The following is an 18,007-nucleotide window of genomic DNA, read 5'->3' as shown; positions in this document are numbered from 1 at the left end:
CGGTCGCCGAGGCCCACCCCCGGCCCGCTCACAGACGCTTGGCGCTGCGGAACAGCCCGGCGTAGAAGCCGTTGCCGTCGATGCGCGAGGCGCCGCCCGTGTCACCCATGGTCGGACCGTTGACCTCCTTGCGGCTGGAGATGAAGACGCGGTGGCCGTCGGTGTCCAGCCCCAGGTACAGGGCGACATGGTCGATGTGGTTGCCGGTGCGGTGGTCCATCTTGAAGAACAGCAGGTCGCCGGGTTGCAGGACGTCGATGTTCTTCGGGCGCGTGTACCAGGGGGCGGGGCCCTGCATCTTGATGATGTCGACGCCCACCTTGGAGCGGGCCATGCCGTCGGCGGTGCGCGGCAGGCCGTCGCCCAGGGTGTTCGTGGCCATCAGCGGATAGCGGGCGCGGTAGCCCCAGATCATCCGCATGAATCCGGAGCAGTCCAGGGCCCGGTAGCGCTCCTTGCGCGCCGGCATGGTGGTGCCGCTGCGGAAGGTGTACGAGATGCCGAGGTAGTCGTAGAAGTCGTTCTGCTCCAGACGGTCGACGCCGTCCGCCTTGAACGGGCCGAACACCGCGTCGCCCGCGTACGGGGTGCCTTCGTCGTCCTTCTTGACCGGAGCGCCCTGCACGTACTGGAAGGCGTACGCGAAGATGTCGTCCTCCTGGCTCCCGTAGTTCTGCTTGAACCAGTCCTTGAACCACTTCTCCTTCTCGGCGCCCTTGGTCCACGGCTCGGGCATCAGCCGCACCCAGTCCTCCGTCACCACCTTGGACTTCGTGCTGGCGGGCTCGCTGAAGGTGCGGGAGGGGCCGCGCAGGGTGGCGGTGCGGGCGTTGTCCGTGAAGGTGGCGAGGACCTGGCCCTTGGCGCCGCGCAGCACCGTGCGCTCGGGGTTCTTCAGGCGCTCCCAGCTCTGCTTTCCGCCCTGCTGTCCGGTGTTGGACTCCAGGTTCGGCTCGTCCGTGACGGCCTGCACCGAAGGCGCCTTGGCCTGCTCGTCCTTGCGCAGTTCCACCGTGAGGTAGCCGCTGGCGCCGAGCAGCGCGAGCACGGTCACGGCGTGGACTACGGGACGTTTCTTCTTGGGGGGCATGTGAGTCGACTCCGGTGGTCAGGCGGACGGCATGACGCCGAGGAGGATTCCGGCGGTGAGGACGACATAGGCCATGAGCGTCACCGAGCCGGTGGCCAGCAGGGTGGGACCCTTGGGCTGGCGGACGAGCTGGTAGGCGATCAGGCCGGGCACGATGAAGCCGAGGGTCTGGTTCGCGTACATCAGCGGGAACTCCAGCGACAGGACGATCATCACCGTCGCCTGGAGCGTCACGCCGAGCAGCACGACCGCGGCGAACAGCCGCTTGCCGTACAGGATCACGAACTTCTGCATCAGCAGCGTGCCCACGTACGTCAGCACGGTGACGCCGACCACCATCGCGGCGCGCTGGAGGTCCTCGACGAGGGTCAGCGCCAGCCAGCCCGGGGTGATCATGCCGCCGGGCGAGAGGTTGGTCGTGAGGTAGCAGACCAGCGAGAAGAGCAGCCCGATGGCGATGCCGATCGCGGCGATCTCGGGGGTGAGGACGGAGGGGATCAACGGTGCTGCTCTCCTGGGTTCTGCCACTGCTCAGAGTCGTCGGCGGGGGACGCGGGCGGGATGCGGGGCTCGAACAGGCCACGGGACTGCGGGGGTTCGCGGTGCTGCGGCGGTTCGGGGTGCTGCGGGAGTTCGGGGTGCCGCGGTCGGGGTTCCCGGTGCTGCTGGGGTGCTGCCTGGAACTGCTGAGGCTCCCCCCGGTACTGCTGGGGTTCCCCCTGGTACTGCTGGGGTGCGGCCGGCGCCTGGACGGCGGTCGGCCAGGGCTCTCGGGGGTGCCCGCCCTGCTGGGGCCGCGTGTGTTGCTGGGGGGCGTACGGCTCGGGCGACTGCGGCTGCGGCTGCGGCTGCGGGTACGGCCGCTCCGCGTCGCGCTGCGTCGGGACATGGATGCCGTCGTGCGGCGTGTACCGGGCCTCGTACGCCTCCGGGTACGGCTGGTACGGGTCGAGGTGCGGCGCGTACAACTGCACCGTCTCGACGTGCTGCGGCTGCTGCGGCTGCTGGACCGGCGCCGGTGCGGCACCGGTACCGGCGGGCCGGGTCGGCGCGTCGTCGGGGCTCTCGTCGGCCGGGAGTTCGGCCAGGTGCTCCAGGAGTACCTCGCCCTGGCCGTGGATGTTGCCGATGGCGACGAGTGAGGAGTCGGGGCCGAGGCGGCCGAGGAGCTGCGCCATGAACTCCTCGGGGTCGCGCCGGTCGCCGCCGAGGTCGACGGCGCGGTCGCGGAAGGCGGCCGGGATCGCGTCGATGGCGGACTTGGCCGGGTGGCCGATCACGAAGACCTGCTCGGGGTCGAGCTCGGGGATGATCTCGCCCATCTGGCCGTTGCGTTCGACGCGGTCGGGACGGCAGTTGATGACGACGTTCAGCGGACGGTTGATGGCGCCGAGGTCGAGCAGCTGGTTGATGTTCATCAGCGTCGACTCGGGGTCGTTGGCCGCGAAGACGTTGGCGAAGCGCAGCTTCTTGTCGTCGTGGGTGAGGTACCGCTCGACGGAGAGGACACCGGGGTCCGGCGGGGCGTCGTACATGCCCTGGAGGGCGGTGTGCCGGTCGACGCCGAGGAGGTCGGCGACGGTCAGCGCGATGGCGACGTTCTCCTTGAAGGTGAACCAGCTGAAGCCGCGCAGCTCCTCGTCGCTGACGATCTCCGGGTCGGCGTAGATCAGCTTGCAGTCCCGGGCGTCCGCCTCCTCCTGAAGGATGTGGAAGCGGTCCTTCTCGGCGGTGACGCAGATGCCGCCCTCGGGCATGGACCGGCACAGCGAGCGTGCCACGTCGTCGAGGGTGGGGCCCATCTCGGCGAGGTGGTCCTCACGGACGTTGCACAGCACGCCGATCGTGGAGCGGATCAGCTTGGACTGGTTGATCTCCTGGAGGGCCGGCATGACGGCCATGCACTCGATGACGAGGGCGTCCGGATTGTATGCAGCCGCGCGCCGCACGATGCCGATCTGCTCGACGACGTTGGCGATGCCGAACTTGCGGTAGACCGGCTCCTCCGTGGCGTCGGGGTGGATGAACCGGGCCGCGGTGCCGGTGGTCTTGGCCACCGTCGTCAGCCCGCCGCCGCGCAGGGCGCCCGCGCACAGGCGCGTGATGGACGACTTGCCGCGGATGCCGTTGACGAGCACGCGGGAGGGGATGTGGTCGAGGTTCACGAAGTGGCGCCGCTGTTCGACGATTCCGGCGATCAGCAGGATGGTTCCGCACACCACGAGCACGGTGTAGAGGAAAAGCACAGTGTGGTCCTAGTTCCTTCCGACTCCGGCGGGGGTGCGTGTCCCGCCGTCGCGTCCGCGCCGCTGCCCCTGGAGCTGCTGTCTGATCAGCTCCAGGCTGCGGGCGACGGCGCCGACCTCGTCGTGGTGGCGTGGGTAGAGCACGGTCTTGCGGTCGCCGCCCGCGAGCGTCTCGGCCTGGCGGGCCAGTTCACGCAGCGGGCGTACGACGACGATGTGCAGCCAGCCCAGGCAGGCCGCGGCGGCGGTCAGCCCGAGCAGTCCGGCGAGGACCGTGCGGTTCTGGAGGCTGTACTCGGGGATGGCGAGCCCCGACGCGGGCTGCCAGCTCACGACCTTCCACTGCAGGACCTTGGCCTCGCCGCCGCCGGTGAAGGGCGCCACGGCGGCGACGCGGACGGTACCGCCCCGCTGGACGGTGGCGTACGCGTCCTTCTTGCCGAGCAGCGCGGTGAGGTGGGAGGGCGCCTTCTGGAAGGCGAGGTAGCCGGAGTCGCCGCCGATGACACGGTTCTCGGCGTCGAGGACCCGTACGTCGCCCATGCCCTGGCGGCTGAGCAGCGCGTTCAGGAACTCGATGCGGAACTCGCCGACCACTGCGGCCCCGTCGCGTCCGGGTGCCTCGGCGGTGGCGGTGATGACGGGCTTCTTGCCGCCCTCGCCGGTCACTTCGAGGGACTTCGAGGAGGGGCCCTTGCCGGCCGTGTGGTGGGGGGTGTGGCCGGCCTGGGCGAGGATCTTGCCGTCGGCGCCGAGGACGTACAGCGACTGGTAGCGCTGGTGGTCCTCCAGGGTGCGCTCCAGGACGGTGCGCATGTCGTCGGCCGAAGTGCGGTCGCCGATCAGCGCGGCGACGGCGGAGAGGTCCGCGTGGCCTTCGTTGAGGGCGCGGCGCACCCGGTCGCTGACGGTGGCGGTGCGCGACTTCTGGTCCCGGACGATCTGGTTCGGTACGCGTACGGAGCTGTCGGCGCGGTTGAGCACCAGCATCAGCGGCGCGGACCAGACGAGCAGCAGGACCGCACAGACGGCGAGCAGGGCGCGGGCGCCCAGGCCCTTGCGGGGCGCGGGGCCGTCCGCGTCGACGGGGGCGCCCCGCAACTGCTGGCGGAGCCGCTCCAGGGCGGCCCCGACCCGGGCGGCCTCCCCGGCCTTCGGGACGGTCACCGGGCGCGCCAGGTCGCCGCGGGTGAGGCGGCGGCTCTCCAGGAACAGCCGGATCAGCGGGCGCTGCACGGTGCCGACCAGCAGCATGACGGCGAGTCCGCCGATGAGCAGCAGGGCACCGGCGGCCGCGATGCCGAAGGCCGGCCGGGTCAGCTGTGAGGTGCGTTCCTTGACGTCGACCTGGGTGACGACGGTGAGGCCGAGGCCGCTGGCCACGGTGGACTCGCCGGCGACGGGCGCGGCGAGCGTGGCGTATCCCCCGACGGTGCGCAGGCTCTTGGCCGCGTCTCCGGTCAGATGGCCGCTGACGCCGGTGTAGCCGCCCGAGCCGGGCTTCTTCGAGGTGATCGGATTCTGCCTGCCCTTCTTGGCGGCGACGCCGGCGAAGGACTTCAGCTGCTGCTGGGCGCGCTTGGCGTCGAGGTTGCCGTGGCTGCTGAGCAGCCGCCCGGTGGAATCGACGACGCCGATGGCGCGTCCGCCGGAGAGGCTCACGCCGGGGAAGGTCAGGCTGCTGGAGGCGACCAGGAGCTGCTGCGGCTGTCCCTTCCAGGAGAGCAGGGCGAGGATGACCAGGCGGGTCTGGCCGTTGTCCATGCGCACCATGCGCGGGGCAAGGCCGTCCTTGGCGGAGAGCTTGCTCCGGTCGATCGCGGAGAGCGGCACGCTCTCACCGCGGGCGGCAAGCAGGTCGCCCGACTTGATCTCGACGACGGCGGTGCCGCGCCACTTCTGGTAGACGTCGCCGACCTTGTCCAGGACGGTGTCCGCGGAGACGGGCTGCCCCTCGTTGAAGAGGGTGGCCGTGTTGGTCAGGTCGCTGATCGACTCGTCGAGCGAGGTCCGCAGGGCGACGGCGCCGTCTTCGGCGATGTACTGCTGTGAGGTCAGGACGGCCTTCGGGACAAGGACGTTGTCCGGCTTGCCGAGGGTGAGCGCGGTGATGCCCGCGAGCGTGAGGAGCAGAACGGACAAGACAGCTATGGGTGGACGTATCCCGCCAATCAGGGACATGTCAGCCCTTCGGCGGACCTTGTGTCGCCGCTTCGGACGCGCAGCGGCCAACGGGGGGCTCCTCTCATGCAGTTACAGGTGGTGCGCGCGTGCCACGGGAGACACATCGCACCCCAGAGCGCACAAGAGTGCGACTCGGTCAGTTCAGACCGTTTAATTAAGAAAAGGGTTGCACACGCTCAGGAAACATTGAGGAAACTCTGATTGACATCGATCACATCTGGGCATACGGAGTCTTTGCCTCCCATGCTTCACCCCAGCCCACCGCATTCGGCCCTCCACGCGGGCCCTCGTGATCCCTGTGCTTGCCCTGTGACTATCTTGGGTGCGGCCATGAGAGTGAACGTGAACAGCGCGAAGTCGATCAGCCTGGCGGCGGCGGTCGTGGTGCTCGGCGTGCTCGCGGCCGGGCTCGTCGCGTACGGATTCGGCCGCGCGAACCAGGCGCGCGGGGACGACCCGTCCCCGGACCGGACCGGCGCCACCACTCCCGCGGGCGTCCGCCTGGAACGGCGGATCACCGACTACACCGCCGGGTTCGGCCCCGACACCGGGTACCGCGAGCCGCACCGCTCCGAACGCCAGGCGGTCGCCGACGCCGTGGGCCAGATCCTCGACGGCCACCCCGACCGTGCCCGCACACTGCTCTCCGACATCGACTTCCAGCTGCGTACGCTCACGGACTCCACCACAGGACGCCGGTACGCGGAGCTGTCCGACCGCACGGAGGCGAGCACCGCGCCGCGCGGCTGGGGCCGTGTCTACATCGACCTGTCCGCCCCGGTCCGCTGGTCGGTGCAGGTGCCGCACCCCGTCGCCGACGCGGAGACCGAACGGCTCGGCGCCCGGGTGCTGCTCGGCTCGCCCGGCGGGGTGCTGGTGCTCGCGGGCGCGCACCGCAGGGCCGGGGAGGGCGACGCCGCCGACATGGCGCACCGCCGCGACTCGGTCTTCGACGCCGTGTGCGACGAGTTGGTGGAGCGGGGCCTGCCCGGCATCCAGCTGCACGGCTTCGCCGACGACTCCGTCCCCGGCCACGATGTCGTCGCCTCCACCGGAAAGGGCACGGAGGGCCACGCCGACGGCCGCCGGCTCGCCACCGAGCTCGGCGCGCGGGACTTCTCGGTGTGCCGGGGCTGGGTCCGTTCCTGCCCGCTGGAGGGCCACGACAACGTCCAGGGCCGCAAGGCCGCCGCGGAGCACGTGCCGTTCCTGCACATCGAGTTCGCCCGCTCCGTGCGCGCGGACGACCGGCGCCTCGCCGAAGCGGCGGCCGCCGTGGACACGGTCACCGCACGCTGGACGAAGCGTGCCTGAGCCGGTCCGGCGTACAACCATCTGATCAGCGAGCGGTCTGTTCAGTGGATGTTCGAACGCGAGCGTCCACTGATGCGAAAGTGACGCAGGGGGAACCTGGATGACCACCCGCACCCGCGCCCACACCCGTTCCGCCGCAGCCGTGGCCCTGTCCGCGGCCACGGTTCTCGGTGTGGTCGGGCTGACTCCCGGCGCCGCGACCGCCGCTCCGGCCGCCGCTCCGAGCACCGCCGACAGCACCTCGTCGGACCTCACCTCGGACTTCAACGGTGACGGTCTGCCCGATCTCGCGATCACCGCGCCCACCGCCACGGTCAACGGGCTCAAGCAGGCCGGGGCGGTGACCGTGGTCTACGGCTCCGCCGGCGGATACGACACCACGCACCGCCAGATCATCACGCAGGCGACCGACGGTGTGCCCGGCGACCCGACCGCCGAACGGCGCTGGGGCCACCTCGGCGGCAACGGCGATCTGAACGGCGACGGCCACGACGACCTCCTCATCCGCTACGGCTCCCACTGGACGGTCCTGTGGGGCGGCGCGGACGGGCTGAGCGGCGCCGGCCAACTGCCCGCGGGAGAGGGCGGCGAGGGTACGGCGGCTTCCCCGTGGCTGTTCAACTACCAGGCGGACGTCGGCGACATCGACGGCGACGGCACGGCGGACGTGGCCGCGCCCGCCCAGGCGGACGGCGCGTGGGGCCTGGCCGTGTACTACGGCCCGTTCGACCGCACGGGCACCCCCGCGCGCATCGGGTTCCGCGACACCGTGACGAAGGACGCCGGGTACGCGCCCGGAACCGTACGCGTGGGCGACATGACCGGTGACGGCGTGGCCGACATCGTGACCAGCGGCAGCACGCGGGACTTCGCTTCGGCCGGGCACCTCTACGTGGGCTCGGCGGCGGGTCTCACCGACGCCGGAACCATCAAGGCGACCGGCACGGGCGCGTTCGGCGACCTCGACCACGACGGCTACCAGGACTTCGTCGGCGGGAACGGCGACGCGGGGACGGCCGCGGCGCCCGGCGGCGCCGTCTATGTGACGTACGGCGGCCCGAAGGGCCTCAGCACGACCCGGGCGGCACGGACCATCACGCAGGCCACCGCCGGAGTACCGGGGGTCGACGAGAAGGACGACCGGTTCGGCGACAGCGTCGACCTGGGCGACGCGAACGGCGACGGGTACGCGGACCTGGTCATCGGCACGCCGTTCGAGACCGGCAGCGACGCCGAGGGCACCTTCCGGGCGGGAGCGGTCACCGTGCTGCGTGGCGGTCCGCAGGGTGTCACCACCACGGGGGCGCAGGTGCTCACGCAGAACACCAAGGGCGTGCCGAGTACGTCGGAGGTGCTGGACCACTTCGGTGCGGCGGTGCGGGTGGCCGCGGGTGAGCTGCTGGTCGGCGGGAACGGCGAGGACGGCTGGAAGGGTCGCGTCTGGCGGCTGCCGGCCACCGCCGGGGGCGTCACCGGAACGGGCAGCACCAGCTTCAACCTCGCCGCGCTCTCCGGGCCGTCCGGTGCCGCTCACTTCGGCGAGGACTTCAGCCGCTGAGCCGTGCGATTCTTGGGCCATGGCCGGCCCCTTGCTCGTGATCGTCGACGGTGCGAATGTTGTCGGTTCCGTGCCCGACGGTTGGTGGCGGGACCGGCGTGGAGCCGCGGAGCGCCTCCGTGACCGGCTCGCCCGGGACGGTCTTCCCGGGCGCTCCTCCCCCGTTGAGCTCGTCCTCGTGGTGGAGGGCGCGGCCAAGGGTGTGGAGTCCGTCCCGGGTGTACGCGTCGTCGCCGCGCCCCGCAGCGGCGACGACAAGATCGTGGAACTCGTCGCCTCGGCCGGCGACCGCTCCGTCCTCGTCATCACGGCGGACCGCGAGCTTCGGGGCCGGGTGGGTGAGCTGGGGGCGGAGGTCACGGGGCCACGGGCCGCACGCGGTGACGTGTGAGCCGTTTCCTCGCCCCCGCCGCCCCTACCCGTCCCATCCCCAGGGGCTCCGCCCCTTCGACCCCGGAGGTTGTGCGTCGGCCGCGGGCCGGTGGGGGCTGGTCGCGCAGTTCCCCGCGTCCCTAAAAACAACCCGGGGCGGGCGGGGGATTGCGGGGCGCAGCCCCGCTTTCAGGGGCGCGGGGAACTGCGCGAGCAACCCCCACCGGCCGGCAGCCGACACACCACCCAGGGGGTCTGGGGGCGCAGCCCCCAGGAACGGGATGGGACGGGTAGGGGCGGCGGGGGCGAAGAGAGCCCCTCAGTCACCGCCCGGTGTTCGTGTGTACAGGGTCGCGCCGTCCACCACCCCCGCCTCCTCGTACCCCGCGGCGAGCAGCCGGCGGAGGGACGGGACGCGGTCCGGGGCGTAGGGCTGGTCGGTGGAGTCGTCGATGACGAGGGTGGGCGGGTGGGTGGTCATCTCCTCGCGGAAGACGGGCCAGGCACCCTCGACGGCGTATTTCTCGCCGACTTGGGGACCGTTGCGGCCGCCGCTGTAGTTGGTGAGGAGGCCGGCGGTCAGGTAGCGGCTGGCGGGGGCGCGGTCGGCGAGCCAGTACGTCTCCGGGTGTATACCCCAGATCAGGACCCGGTCACCGGGATCGGTGCGATGGGCGAGCGCGTCCGCGAGGCGCTGCGCGTGAGCGAGTTCGGGGCGCGGCGCGAGCAGTCCCCAGGCCAGGAACAGGGTGCAGCAGCAGGCCGAGGTGAGCAGCGCGGTCACCAGCCGGTCACGGGGCAGGATCTGCAGCGCCGCCGTCGCCAACAGGGCCACCGGCGGGATGAGTTGAAGGTAATAGTGGCCGAAGAAGTGGAAGCCCAGGGTGACCGCCACCGCCGACGAGGCCAGCCACAGCCACAGCTCCGCCGATCCGGTACGGGCGATGCGCAGTACCCGTACGACCGGAGGGATCAGGCCCGCGCAGGCCACCGCCAGAATCGCCGTGTTGGTCAACCCCCGTGCGAGGACATGGAGTTCGGACCCGGTGAAGGAGGCGTACGCGCCCGATCCGGTGACCGTCCAGAACAGGAAACCCGCGGGGTCGGTGAGCAGCGCCGCGCAGAGGATCGGGAGGACGGCCCCGACTCCCAGCCGTACGAGGGCGTTTCGGGGCGGCGTCTCGGACTGCCAGAGCAGCCACACCACCGGCACCAGCACCGCCCCGCCCGTCTGTTTGGCCAGGAACGCACAGGCGACGGCGAGTCCGGCCGCACCCCAGCGGCGCCGGTCCGCGCACCACATCGCCGCGGCCGTGCACGGAAGCATGAAGACCTCGAACGTCGCGGCCTGCGCGTCCTCGGGGTTGAGCCCGATGGAGACCAGCAGATACAGCACGCCCGCCGTGCACCCGGCCGCCCCGCCCCAGCGGCGCCGGGCCAGGGACGCCAGGAGCACGGCGGTCGACAGCTGGGCCAGCACCGCGAGAACCCGCACCGAAGTGAGCGAGCCGGAGCCGCATACCGCGAACGCCGCCTCGTACAGCCACGGCACGAGCGGCGGCTTGCGGTCGACGACCGTCTCGTACAGCTCTCCCCCGTGCGCCAGCATCCGCGCCTGTACGGCGAGATAGCCCTCGTCCGGGTTCCACAGCGGCCGTACGAAGGAGGGGGCGCGGGTGACGCAGGCGAGCACCGTCAGGACGGGCAGGACCCGTCTCCAGTAGCCATGGTCCGATGCCGGCGACTTGACTACGGGGCGTGGTGATTCTCGGAGCTCGGCGAGCATACGGTGCACGCTATCCGGCCCCGCAGTCTCCACCGAAGCGGGACATACGGGGCCGGATCATCAACTGGGCCGATTACTGGGCTTCGTGACTCTGTCCCTTGACCACCTCGTCCGCCGTCGTCTCCTGGTGCCGGCCGAGACGGCTGTGCGAGCGCCCGTACAGGAAGTAGACGACGATGCCGATCACCATCCAGATGACGAACCGGAGCCAGGTCTCGGAGGGCAGGTTCAGCATCAACCACAGTGTGGCGAGGACAGACACGATCGGGAGGAACGGCACCCAGGGCGTACGGAAGGAGCGGTGCAGGTCGGGGCGGGTACGCCGGAGGATGATCACGCCCAGAGCGACCACGACGAAGGCGAAGAGCGTGCCGATGTTCACCAGTTCGGCGAGTTCGCTGAGGCTGGTGAAGCCGGCCAGGATCGCGATGATCACGCCGAGCAGGATCGTCGGCCGGTGGGGGGTCTTGAAGCGGGGGTGGACGTGGGAGAAGAAGCGCGGCAGCAGTCCGTCACGGCTCATCGCGAAGAACACCCGGGTCTGGCCGAGAAGCAGGATCATGCAGACGGTGGTCAGGCCGACGGCGGCGCCGAAGCTGATCACGCCCGCGTACCAGGGGTGCCCGATGGCCTTGAAGGCATCGGCGAGCGGGGCGTCCACGGACAGCTGGGTGTAGTGCTGCATGCCGGTCACCACGATGGCCACGGCGACGTACAGCACGGTGCAGATGAACAGCGAGCCGAGGATGCCGCGCGGCATGTCCCGCTGCGGGTTCTTGGTCTCCTCGGCGGCGGTGGCCACGACGTCGAAGCCGATGAAGGCGAAGAAGACCACGGAGGCGGCGGTGAAGATGCCCATCACACCGAAGTTGGAGGGCGCCCAGCCGAACATCAGCTGGATGAGCGGCGCCTTGAGACTGCCGCCCGCCTCCACCGTCTGGGCCTTCGGGATGAACGGCTTGTAGTTGGCGGAGTCGATGAAGAAGGCGCCCGCGATGATCACAATGAGGACGACGGTCACCTTGATGGCGACGACGACCTCGGTGACCCGCGCGGACAGCTTCATGCCGAGCACGAGGATGCCGGTGAGCACCAGCACCAGGGCCGAGGCGAGGATGTCGAAGCCGAAGCCCGAGGCGCCCTCCCGGCCGCTGAGCGCCACCGGCATGTGCCAGCCCGCGTTGTCCATCAGCGAGCGCACATACCCCGACCAGCCGACGGCGACCACCGCCGTGCCGAGCGCGAACTCCAGGACCAGGTCCCAGCCGATGATCCAGGCGGGCAGCTCGCCGAGCGAGGCGTACGAGAAGGTGTAAGCCGATCCCGCCACCGGGACCGTGGACGCGAACTCCGCGTAGCAGAGGGCCGCCAGACCGCAGACGATGCCCGCCACGACGAACGCGAGGGAGACCGCGGGGCCCGCGTTCTCCTTGGCGACCTTGCCGGTGAGGACGAAGATGCCGGTGCCGATGATGACACCGACGCCGAAGACGGTGAGATCCAGAGCGGACAGCGACTTCTTGAGTGCGTGCTCCGGCTCCTCAGTGTCCAAGATCGACTGTTCGACCTTCTTCGTTCTGAAGAGGGTGCTGCTCACGGGCGTACCTCCCACGCTTGTCGTCCTCGACATGATCGGGAGGGCGGACGCTTCGTACGCCCCGACATGAGTGGGTTCACGCGAATGGGCCGGTTTCTCCACCCGTAGGGGGTGGCGAAACCGGCCCATTGGACCTGCGGGGTACGTCAGTCGCGCGCGGGCTCCACCGAGTCCACGGCCTGCGCGGGGGCCGTGAAGCGGCCGTCGAGCTTGGAGACAAGGCCGGTGACCTGGCGGGCGATGTCCGGTGCGGTCAGGCCGATTTCCGTCATGACCTCGGCGCGGGAGGCGTGGTCGAGGAAGCGCGGCGGGATGCCGAAGTCGCGCAGCGGGACGTCGACGCCCGCGTCGCGCAGGGCCTGCGCGATCGTCGAACCGACACCGCCGACGCGGGAGTTGTCCTCGACGGTGACGACCACGCGGTGCTGCTCGGCGAGCGGGGCCATGGCCTCGTCGACGGGCTTGACCCAGCGTGGGTCGACCACGGTCGTGGTGATGCCCTGCTTGTCGAGGAGGTCGGCGATCTGCAGGCACATCGGCGCGAGCGCGCCGATGGAGACGAGCAGGACGTCGGGCACGTCGGTGCCGGGCGCGCGCAGCACGTCCATGCCGCCGATCCGGCCCACAGCGGGTACCGCCGGGCCGACCGCGCCCTTGGAGAAGCGGACCACGGTCGGCGCGTCGGTCACCTCGACGGCCTCGCGCAGCTGGGCGCGGACCTGGTCGGCGTCGCGCGGCGCGGCGAGCCTGAGGCCCGGGACGACCTGGAGGATCGACATGTCCCACATGCCGTTGTGCGAGGCCCCGTCGGTGCCGGTGACGCCCGCGCGGTCCAGCACGAAGGTGACGCCGCACTTGTGCAGGGCCACGTCCATCAGGACCTGGTCGAAGGCGCGGTTGAGGAAGGTCGCGTAGACGGCGAAGACGGGGTGCAGTCCGCCGGTGGCCAGGCCCGCCGCCGACACGGCGGCGTGCTGCTCGGCGATGCCGACGTCGTAGATGCGGTTCGGGAAGGCGTCCGCGAACTTCTTCAGGCCGACCGGCTGCAGCATCGCCGCGGTGATCGCGACGATGTCCTTCCGCTCCTTGCCGAGCTCGACCATCTCGTCGCCGAAGACGGAGGTCCAGTCGGCGCCCGAGGCCTTGATGGGCAGGCCCGTGTCGGGGTGGATGGGGCCGATGCCGTGGAAGCGGTCCGCCTCGTCCTGGAGGGCGGGCTGGTAGCCGCGGCCCTTCTCGGTGAGGCAGTGCACGATGACCGGGCCGCCGAAGCGCTTGGCGCGGGCGAGCGCCGACTCCAGGGCCTCGATGTCGTGGCCGTCGATCGGGCCGACGTACTTCAGGCCCAGGTCCTCGAACATGCCCTGCGGGGCGATGAAGTCCTTGAGGCCCTTCTTGGCGCCGTGCAGCGTCTCGTAGAGGGGCTTGCCGACGACCGGGGTGCGCTCCAGGAGGTCCTTGCCGCGGGCCAGGAAGCGCTCGTAGCCGTCCGTGGTGCGCAGGGTCGCCAGGTGGTTCGCGAGGCCGCCGATGGTCGGCGCGTACGACCGCTCGTTGTCATTGACGACGATCACCAGGGGGCGGTCCTTGGCGTCGGCGATGTTGTTGAGCGCCTCCCAGGCCATGCCGCCGGTGAGGGCACCGTCACCGATGACGGCGACGACGTGGTCGTTCCTTCCGAGCACCTCGTTCGCCTTCGCCAGGCCGTCGGCCCAGCCGAGGACCGTGGAGGCGTGCGAGTTCTCGATGACGTCGTGCTCGGACTCGGCCTGCGCGGGGTAGCCGGAGAGGCCGCCCTTCATCTTCAGCTTCGAGAAGTCCTGGCGGCCGGTGAGCAGCTTGTGGACGTAGGACTGGTGGCCCGTGTCCCACAGCACCCTGTCCTTGGGTGACTCGAAGACCCGGTGCAGGGCGATGGTGAGCTCCACGACACCGAGGTTGGGGCCGAGGTGGCCGCCGGTCTTGGAGACCGCGTCGACGAGAAAGGTCCTGATCTCGCCGGCCAGCTGGTCCAGCTGCTCCAGGCTGAGCCGGTCCAGATCACGCGGTCCCCTGATGCGGGTCAGCAGCGGCACCCGTGCCTCCTTGCAGTAGAGCTGTTGCCGGGCTAGTCGAGTCTAATGTTCCGCCTTTACGCACGTGGCCCGCCCCTGGCGATCTACGCCACACGAACGGTCGTACGAGTGGGAACACCCGTTCCCCCCGCCCCCGAACATGACTGTGCCCGGCACCGCCATTGGTACCGGGCACAGGTTCAAGAAGGGGCTGCCTGAAGCGGGCCTGCCTTTAGGGGCGCGGGGAACTGCGCGACCAGCCACGACGGACGGTCAGCCGCAATGCCACCGCACCCCCACGGCGCCCGGCGCTACCAGGCCCCCGCGTTATGCGCGCCCCGCAGCCTTCTGCGACTTGCGCGACACCGAGTCGATGACCACGGCACCCAGCAGCACCGCACCGGTGATCATGTACTGGATCGACGTGTTCATGTTCAGCAGGTCAAGACCGGTCTGGATGGACTGGATGACCAGCATGCCCAGCAGGGCCGACCAGACACTGCCCCGTCCACCGAAGAGGCTGGTACCACCGATGACCGCGGCCGCGATGGCCAGCATCAGCGTGTTGCCGCCACCGGCGTTCAGCGTCGCGCTCGCGGTCTGACCGGCGAAGAACATACCGCCGACCGCCGCGAAGCCACCGGAGATGGCGAACACGGTGATACGGACCATGGGCACGCTGATACCGGCCCTGCGGGCCGCCTCGATGCCACCGCCGACCGCGAAGATCTTCCGGCCGTACGTGGTGCGCCGCAGCACGAAGTCGACGACCACCAGGGCCCCGAGGAAGATCACCAGGGCGTTGGACACACCCGCGGCGTTGTTCAGCACGACCGCGGCGGCGAAGGACGCGATGGCGAGCGCGCCGACCCGCACGAGGATCTCGCTGGTGGGCCGGAAGGGCACACCGGCGGCACGGCGCCGGCGCTGCTCGCCGAACGAGCCCACGAGCATGGACAGGACGCCGAGGCCGGCCAGGACGTAGGCGCCGATGACGGCCTGGTCCATGAAGAAGGAGCTCTGGCCGAGGAGGTGCACCGGGCCCGACTCGGACGGGACGTTGATGGTGCCGCTCGAACCGAGCAGCCACAGCATCAGACCGTTCCAGCCGAGGAAGCCGGCCAGTGTCACGACGAAGGCCGGTACACCGATCCTGGCGAAGAACCAGCCCTGGAGGGCGCCGATACCGACACCGGTCAGGACGGCCAGGACCAGGGCCAGCCACGCGTTCACCCCGTGGTTGACCACGAAGACGGCGAACAGTGTGGACGCCAGACCGCTGACCGAGCCGACGGAGAGGTCGATCTCTCCGAGCAGCAGCACGAACACCAGGCCGATGGCCAGCATGCCGGTGGCCGACATGAAGTAGCTGATGTTGGACAGGTTGTCGGCGCTGAGGAAACGGTCATTCTGGAACTGGAAGATCGTCCAGATGATGATCAGACCGACGAAAACCGGCAGCGAGCCCAGCTCGCCGCCCTTCACCTTGCGCTTGAACTCGGTGACGTAGCCCTTCAGACCCTCTTCGCGGACCAGCAGTCGCGGGTCCACGACGGTGACCGGCGCGGCCGTGGGGTCGTCGGCGGGAGCCACCGTGTCCTGCAGCTCCGGCTCGGGGTCGGACTTCGTGACCTTGGACGTGTCGCTCACTTTGCCGCCTCCGTGCTGCGACGCCCCGCACGACGGGTCACGGCGTTGTCCGTGGCTCCCGTGATGGCGGCGATGATCTCTTCGTGGCTGGTGTTCTTCACAGGGAAGGAGCCGTTGTTCTTGCCCAGTCGCAGGACGGCGACGGTGTCCGCGACCGCCTTGACGTCGGCCATGTTGTGGCTGATGAGGATGACGCCGAGGTTGCGCTCACGCAGCCGCTCGACCAGGTCGAGGACCTGCGCGGTCTGCTCGACGCCGAGAGCGGCGGTGGGCTCGTCGAGGATGACGACCTTCGGGTCGCCGATCAGGGCGCGCGCGATGGCGACGACCTGGCGCTGACCACCGGACAGACTCGCGATCGGGATGCGGACGCTCGGGATGCGGATCGACAGAGTGCTCAGCAGCTCGCGGGCCTTCTGCTCCATCGTCACCTCGTCGATGACGCCGCGGCGCAGCAGCTCCCGGCCGAGGTAGAGGTTGCCGACCACATCGAGGTTGTCGCACAGGGCGAGGTCCTGGTAGACCGTCGCGACGCCGAGTCCCTGGGCGTCGTGCGGCTTGTTGATGCTGACCGGCTTGCCCTCCCACTCGATGACGCCCTCATCGATGGGGTGGACACCCGCGATCGTCTTGACCAGGGTGGACTTTCCTGCGCCGTTGTCGCCCACCAGGGCGACCACTTCTCCGGCTTGGACCTCCAGCTCGACGTCGGTGAGTGCCTGGACCGCACCGAATCGCTTGGAGACTCCGCGCAACGCCAGCACGGGCGTAGCGGACACGTGAACCATCTCCTTCGCCGCCTGACCGGCGGGGATGCCGCGCATGTGGGGGGACAGGCGCGGAGGGATGTGCGCAATGCACAAGGTTTACAAGATGAACATGCGCGAATCCGCTGCACTTGGCAACGGTTCCGTCCGACGCCCACCCCGCAGCGGGGTTTGAAGGTGGGGCAGGCGTCGGACAGGTTTCTCGCGGGACCGCCGAGCGGTCCTGACTCGACCTCCTGCTGGAGAAATCGATCTCCAGCAGGACGGTGTCGAGTGATTACTGCAGGCCGGCGGCCTTGCAGGCCTTGGCGTACTCGGAGGTGCAGATGTCGGCGACGGTGTAGAGCTTGTCGGCGATGACCGTGTCCTTGATGTTGGCCTTGGTGACCGACACCGGGGTCAGCAGCTGCGAGGGAACCTTGGTGCCGGAGCCGCTGGTCAGCGTCTGGGTGGCCAGGTCCTTGATGCTCTTGCCCTCGAGCAGGTTGACCGCGAGCTGGGCAGCGGCGTCCGCCTCCGGCTTGAAGGCCTTGTAGACGGTGCTGGACTGCGTGCCCGCGACGATGCGCTGGATGCCCGCGAGCTCCGCGTCCTGACCCGTCAGCGGGATGCCGGAGATGCCGGCGCCCTTGAGGGTGTTGGCGATGCCACCGGCCATGCCGTCGTTGGCGGAGTAGACGCCCGCGATCTTCTTGGCACCGAGCTGGGTGATGGCCGCGGACATCTTCTGCGCGGCGACCGTGTCCTTCCAGAGGCCGGACTGCTCGTAGGCGATGTCGACCTTGCCGTCGAGGACGTTGTGGGCGCCCTTCTTGAACTGACCGGCGTTCGGGTCGGCGTCGTCACCGTTGATCATGACGACCTTGGACTTCGTGGTGGCCTTGGAGCCGAGCGAGTCGAGCAGCGCCTGACCCTGGAGCTCGCCGACCTTCACGTTGTCGAAGGAGACGTACGCGGAGACCGGACCCTGGGCCAGACGGTCGTACGCGACGACCTTGATGCCCTTGTCGACAGCGGTCTGGATCGAGGACTTGATGGCCGCGGAGTCCTGAGCGCTGATCACGAGGACCTTGACGCCCTTGGTGATCATGCTGCTGACCTGCTGGGCCTGCTTGGCGGCGTCACCAGCGGCGTTCGCGTACTCGACCTTGCAGTCGGAGCACAGCTCCTTGACCTTGGCGTCGAACAGCGGGTGGTCGAACTTCTCGTAGCGCGTGGTGACGCTGTCGGGAAGCAGCAGACCGATGGTCTTGCTGTCCGAGCTGCTGCTGTCAGAGCTCTTGTCACCGGCCTTGCCACAGGCGGCCACGGAAAGGGCCATCGAAACCGCGGCGGTACCGATCACGACTCTACGCATCGTTGCGTTCATTGGGGGTGTGCCTCCCTGAC

13 protein-coding genes are annotated in these 18,007 nt (G+C 69.9%); 3 read left to right on the top strand and 10 right to left on the bottom strand.

The genetic code is table 11. From position 1 onward, the window contains the following. Window positions 1–28: 28 nt before the first annotated feature. The 4 genes from OG975_RS36265 to OG975_RS36250 are packed head-to-tail and all read right to left on the bottom strand — an operon-like array spanning window position 29 to window position 5,517. The gene (locus OG975_RS36265) at window positions 29–1,090 is read right to left on the bottom strand and encodes an NlpC/P60 family protein (RefSeq protein ID WP_406333595.1); all 1,062 of its coding nucleotides are present in this window, start codon (window positions 1,088–1,090) and stop codon (window positions 29–31) included. Between the two features lie 18 nt (window positions 1,091–1,108). Further along, a complete protein-coding gene (locus OG975_RS36260) occupies window positions 1,109–1,591 on the bottom strand; it encodes a poly-gamma-glutamate biosynthesis protein PgsC/CapC (protein ID WP_327432493.1) in 483 nt (160 codons plus the stop codon). Next, window positions 1,588–3,336: a poly-gamma-glutamate synthase PgsB gene (gene pgsB / locus OG975_RS36255; protein WP_406333593.1), complete on the bottom strand. Its 1,749-nt coding sequence runs from the start codon at window positions 3,334–3,336 to the stop codon at window positions 1,588–1,590. Before pgsB ends, OG975_RS36260 begins: the two co-directional genes overlap by 4 nt. A gap of 9 nt (window positions 3,337–3,345) precedes the next feature. Then, the gene (locus OG975_RS36250) at window positions 3,346–5,517 is read right to left on the bottom strand and encodes a HAMP domain-containing protein (protein ID WP_406333592.1); all 2,172 of its coding nucleotides are present in this window, start codon (window positions 5,515–5,517) and stop codon (window positions 3,346–3,348) included. A gap of 333 nt (window positions 5,518–5,850) precedes the next feature. Between OG975_RS36250 and OG975_RS36245 the strand changes: the two genes are divergently transcribed. The 3 genes from OG975_RS36245 (at window position 5,851) to OG975_RS36235 (ending at window position 8,783) form a co-directional block, all read left to right on the top strand. Further along, window positions 5,851–6,834 (top strand): hypothetical protein, encoded by a 984-nt coding sequence (locus OG975_RS36245; RefSeq protein ID WP_406333591.1) that lies wholly within the window; start codon window positions 5,851–5,853, stop codon window positions 6,832–6,834. 100 nt (window positions 6,835–6,934) lie between these two features. Beyond that, window positions 6,935–8,392 (top strand): FG-GAP-like repeat-containing protein, encoded by a 1,458-nt coding sequence (locus tag OG975_RS36240; RefSeq protein ID WP_406333590.1) that lies wholly within the window; start codon window positions 6,935–6,937, stop codon window positions 8,390–8,392. A 19-nt stretch (window positions 8,393–8,411) separates the two neighbouring features. Further along, the gene (locus OG975_RS36235; protein WP_406333589.1) at window positions 8,412–8,783 is read left to right on the top strand and encodes an NTP pyrophosphohydrolase; all 372 of its coding nucleotides are present in this window, start codon (window positions 8,412–8,414) and stop codon (window positions 8,781–8,783) included. A 300-nt stretch (window positions 8,784–9,083) separates the two neighbouring features. Here the strand turns inward: OG975_RS36235 and OG975_RS36230 are convergent, their stop codons facing one another. From OG975_RS36230 to OG975_RS36205, 6 genes are all read right to left on the bottom strand, one after another. Beyond that, entirely contained in the window at window positions 9,084–10,550 is a 1,467-nt protein-coding gene (locus OG975_RS36230; RefSeq protein ID WP_406333588.1) for an ArnT family glycosyltransferase, read from the bottom strand. Window positions 10,551–10,623: 73 nt separating this feature from the next. Beyond that, window positions 10,624–12,147, bottom strand: a complete 1,524-nt coding sequence (locus OG975_RS36225) for an amino acid permease (protein ID WP_406333587.1) — start codon at window positions 12,145–12,147, stop codon at window positions 10,624–10,626. A gap of 146 nt (window positions 12,148–12,293) precedes the next feature. Further along, on the bottom strand, window positions 12,294–14,222 hold the full coding sequence (gene dxs, locus OG975_RS36220; protein WP_406333586.1) for a 1-deoxy-D-xylulose-5-phosphate synthase: 1,929 nt from the start codon (window positions 14,220–14,222) through the stop codon (window positions 12,294–12,296). A 306-nt stretch (window positions 14,223–14,528) separates the two neighbouring features. Then, complete coding sequence (locus OG975_RS36215) at window positions 14,529–15,851, bottom strand: sugar ABC transporter permease (RefSeq protein ID WP_406333585.1); 1,323 nt, start codon at window positions 15,849–15,851, stop codon at window positions 14,529–14,531. Continuing rightward, window positions 15,848–16,639: an ATP-binding cassette domain-containing protein gene (locus tag OG975_RS36210; RefSeq protein WP_327435245.1), complete on the bottom strand. Its 792-nt coding sequence runs from the start codon at window positions 16,637–16,639 to the stop codon at window positions 15,848–15,850. Before OG975_RS36210 ends, OG975_RS36215 begins: the two co-directional genes overlap by 4 nt. A gap of 256 nt (window positions 16,640–16,895) precedes the next feature. Next, a complete protein-coding gene (locus OG975_RS36205) occupies window positions 16,896–17,975 on the bottom strand; it encodes a sugar ABC transporter substrate-binding protein (RefSeq protein ID WP_406333583.1) in 1,080 nt (359 codons plus the stop codon). Window positions 17,976–18,007 lie beyond the last annotated feature (32 nt).

The sequence above is a fragment of the Streptomyces sp. NBC_00203 genome (assembly GCF_045206325.1).
Lineage (GTDB): Bacteria > Actinomycetota > Actinomycetes > Streptomycetales > Streptomycetaceae > Streptomyces > Streptomyces lutosisoli.
This window is presented reverse-complemented; position numbering and strand designations above follow the sequence as displayed.

Bases quoted from the DNA above. Each gene is read 5' to 3' on its own strand.
- OG975_RS36230 (WP_406333588.1), bottom strand. From the start codon at position 10,550: ATGCTCGCCGAGCTCCGAGAATCACCACGCCCCGTAGTCAAGTCGCCG.
- OG975_RS36235 (WP_406333589.1), top strand. From the start codon at position 8,412: ATGGCCGGCCCCTTGCTCGTGATCGTCGACGGTGCGAATGTTGTCGGT.
- OG975_RS36265 (WP_406333595.1), bottom strand. From the start codon at position 1,090: ATGCCCCCCAAGAAGAAACGTCCCGTAGTCCACGCCGTGACCGTGCTC.
- OG975_RS36210 (WP_327435245.1), bottom strand. From the start codon at position 16,639: ATGGTTCACGTGTCCGCTACGCCCGTGCTGGCGTTGCGCGGAGTCTCC.
- OG975_RS36240 (WP_406333590.1), top strand. From the start codon at position 6,935: ATGACCACCCGCACCCGCGCCCACACCCGTTCCGCCGCAGCCGTGGCC.
- OG975_RS36245 (WP_406333591.1), top strand. From the start codon at position 5,851: ATGAGAGTGAACGTGAACAGCGCGAAGTCGATCAGCCTGGCGGCGGCG.
- OG975_RS36205 (WP_406333583.1), bottom strand. From the start codon at position 17,975: ATGCGTAGAGTCGTGATCGGTACCGCCGCGGTTTCGATGGCCCTTTCC.
- OG975_RS36250 (WP_406333592.1), bottom strand. From the start codon at position 5,517: ATGTCCCTGATTGGCGGGATACGTCCACCCATAGCTGTCTTGTCCGTT.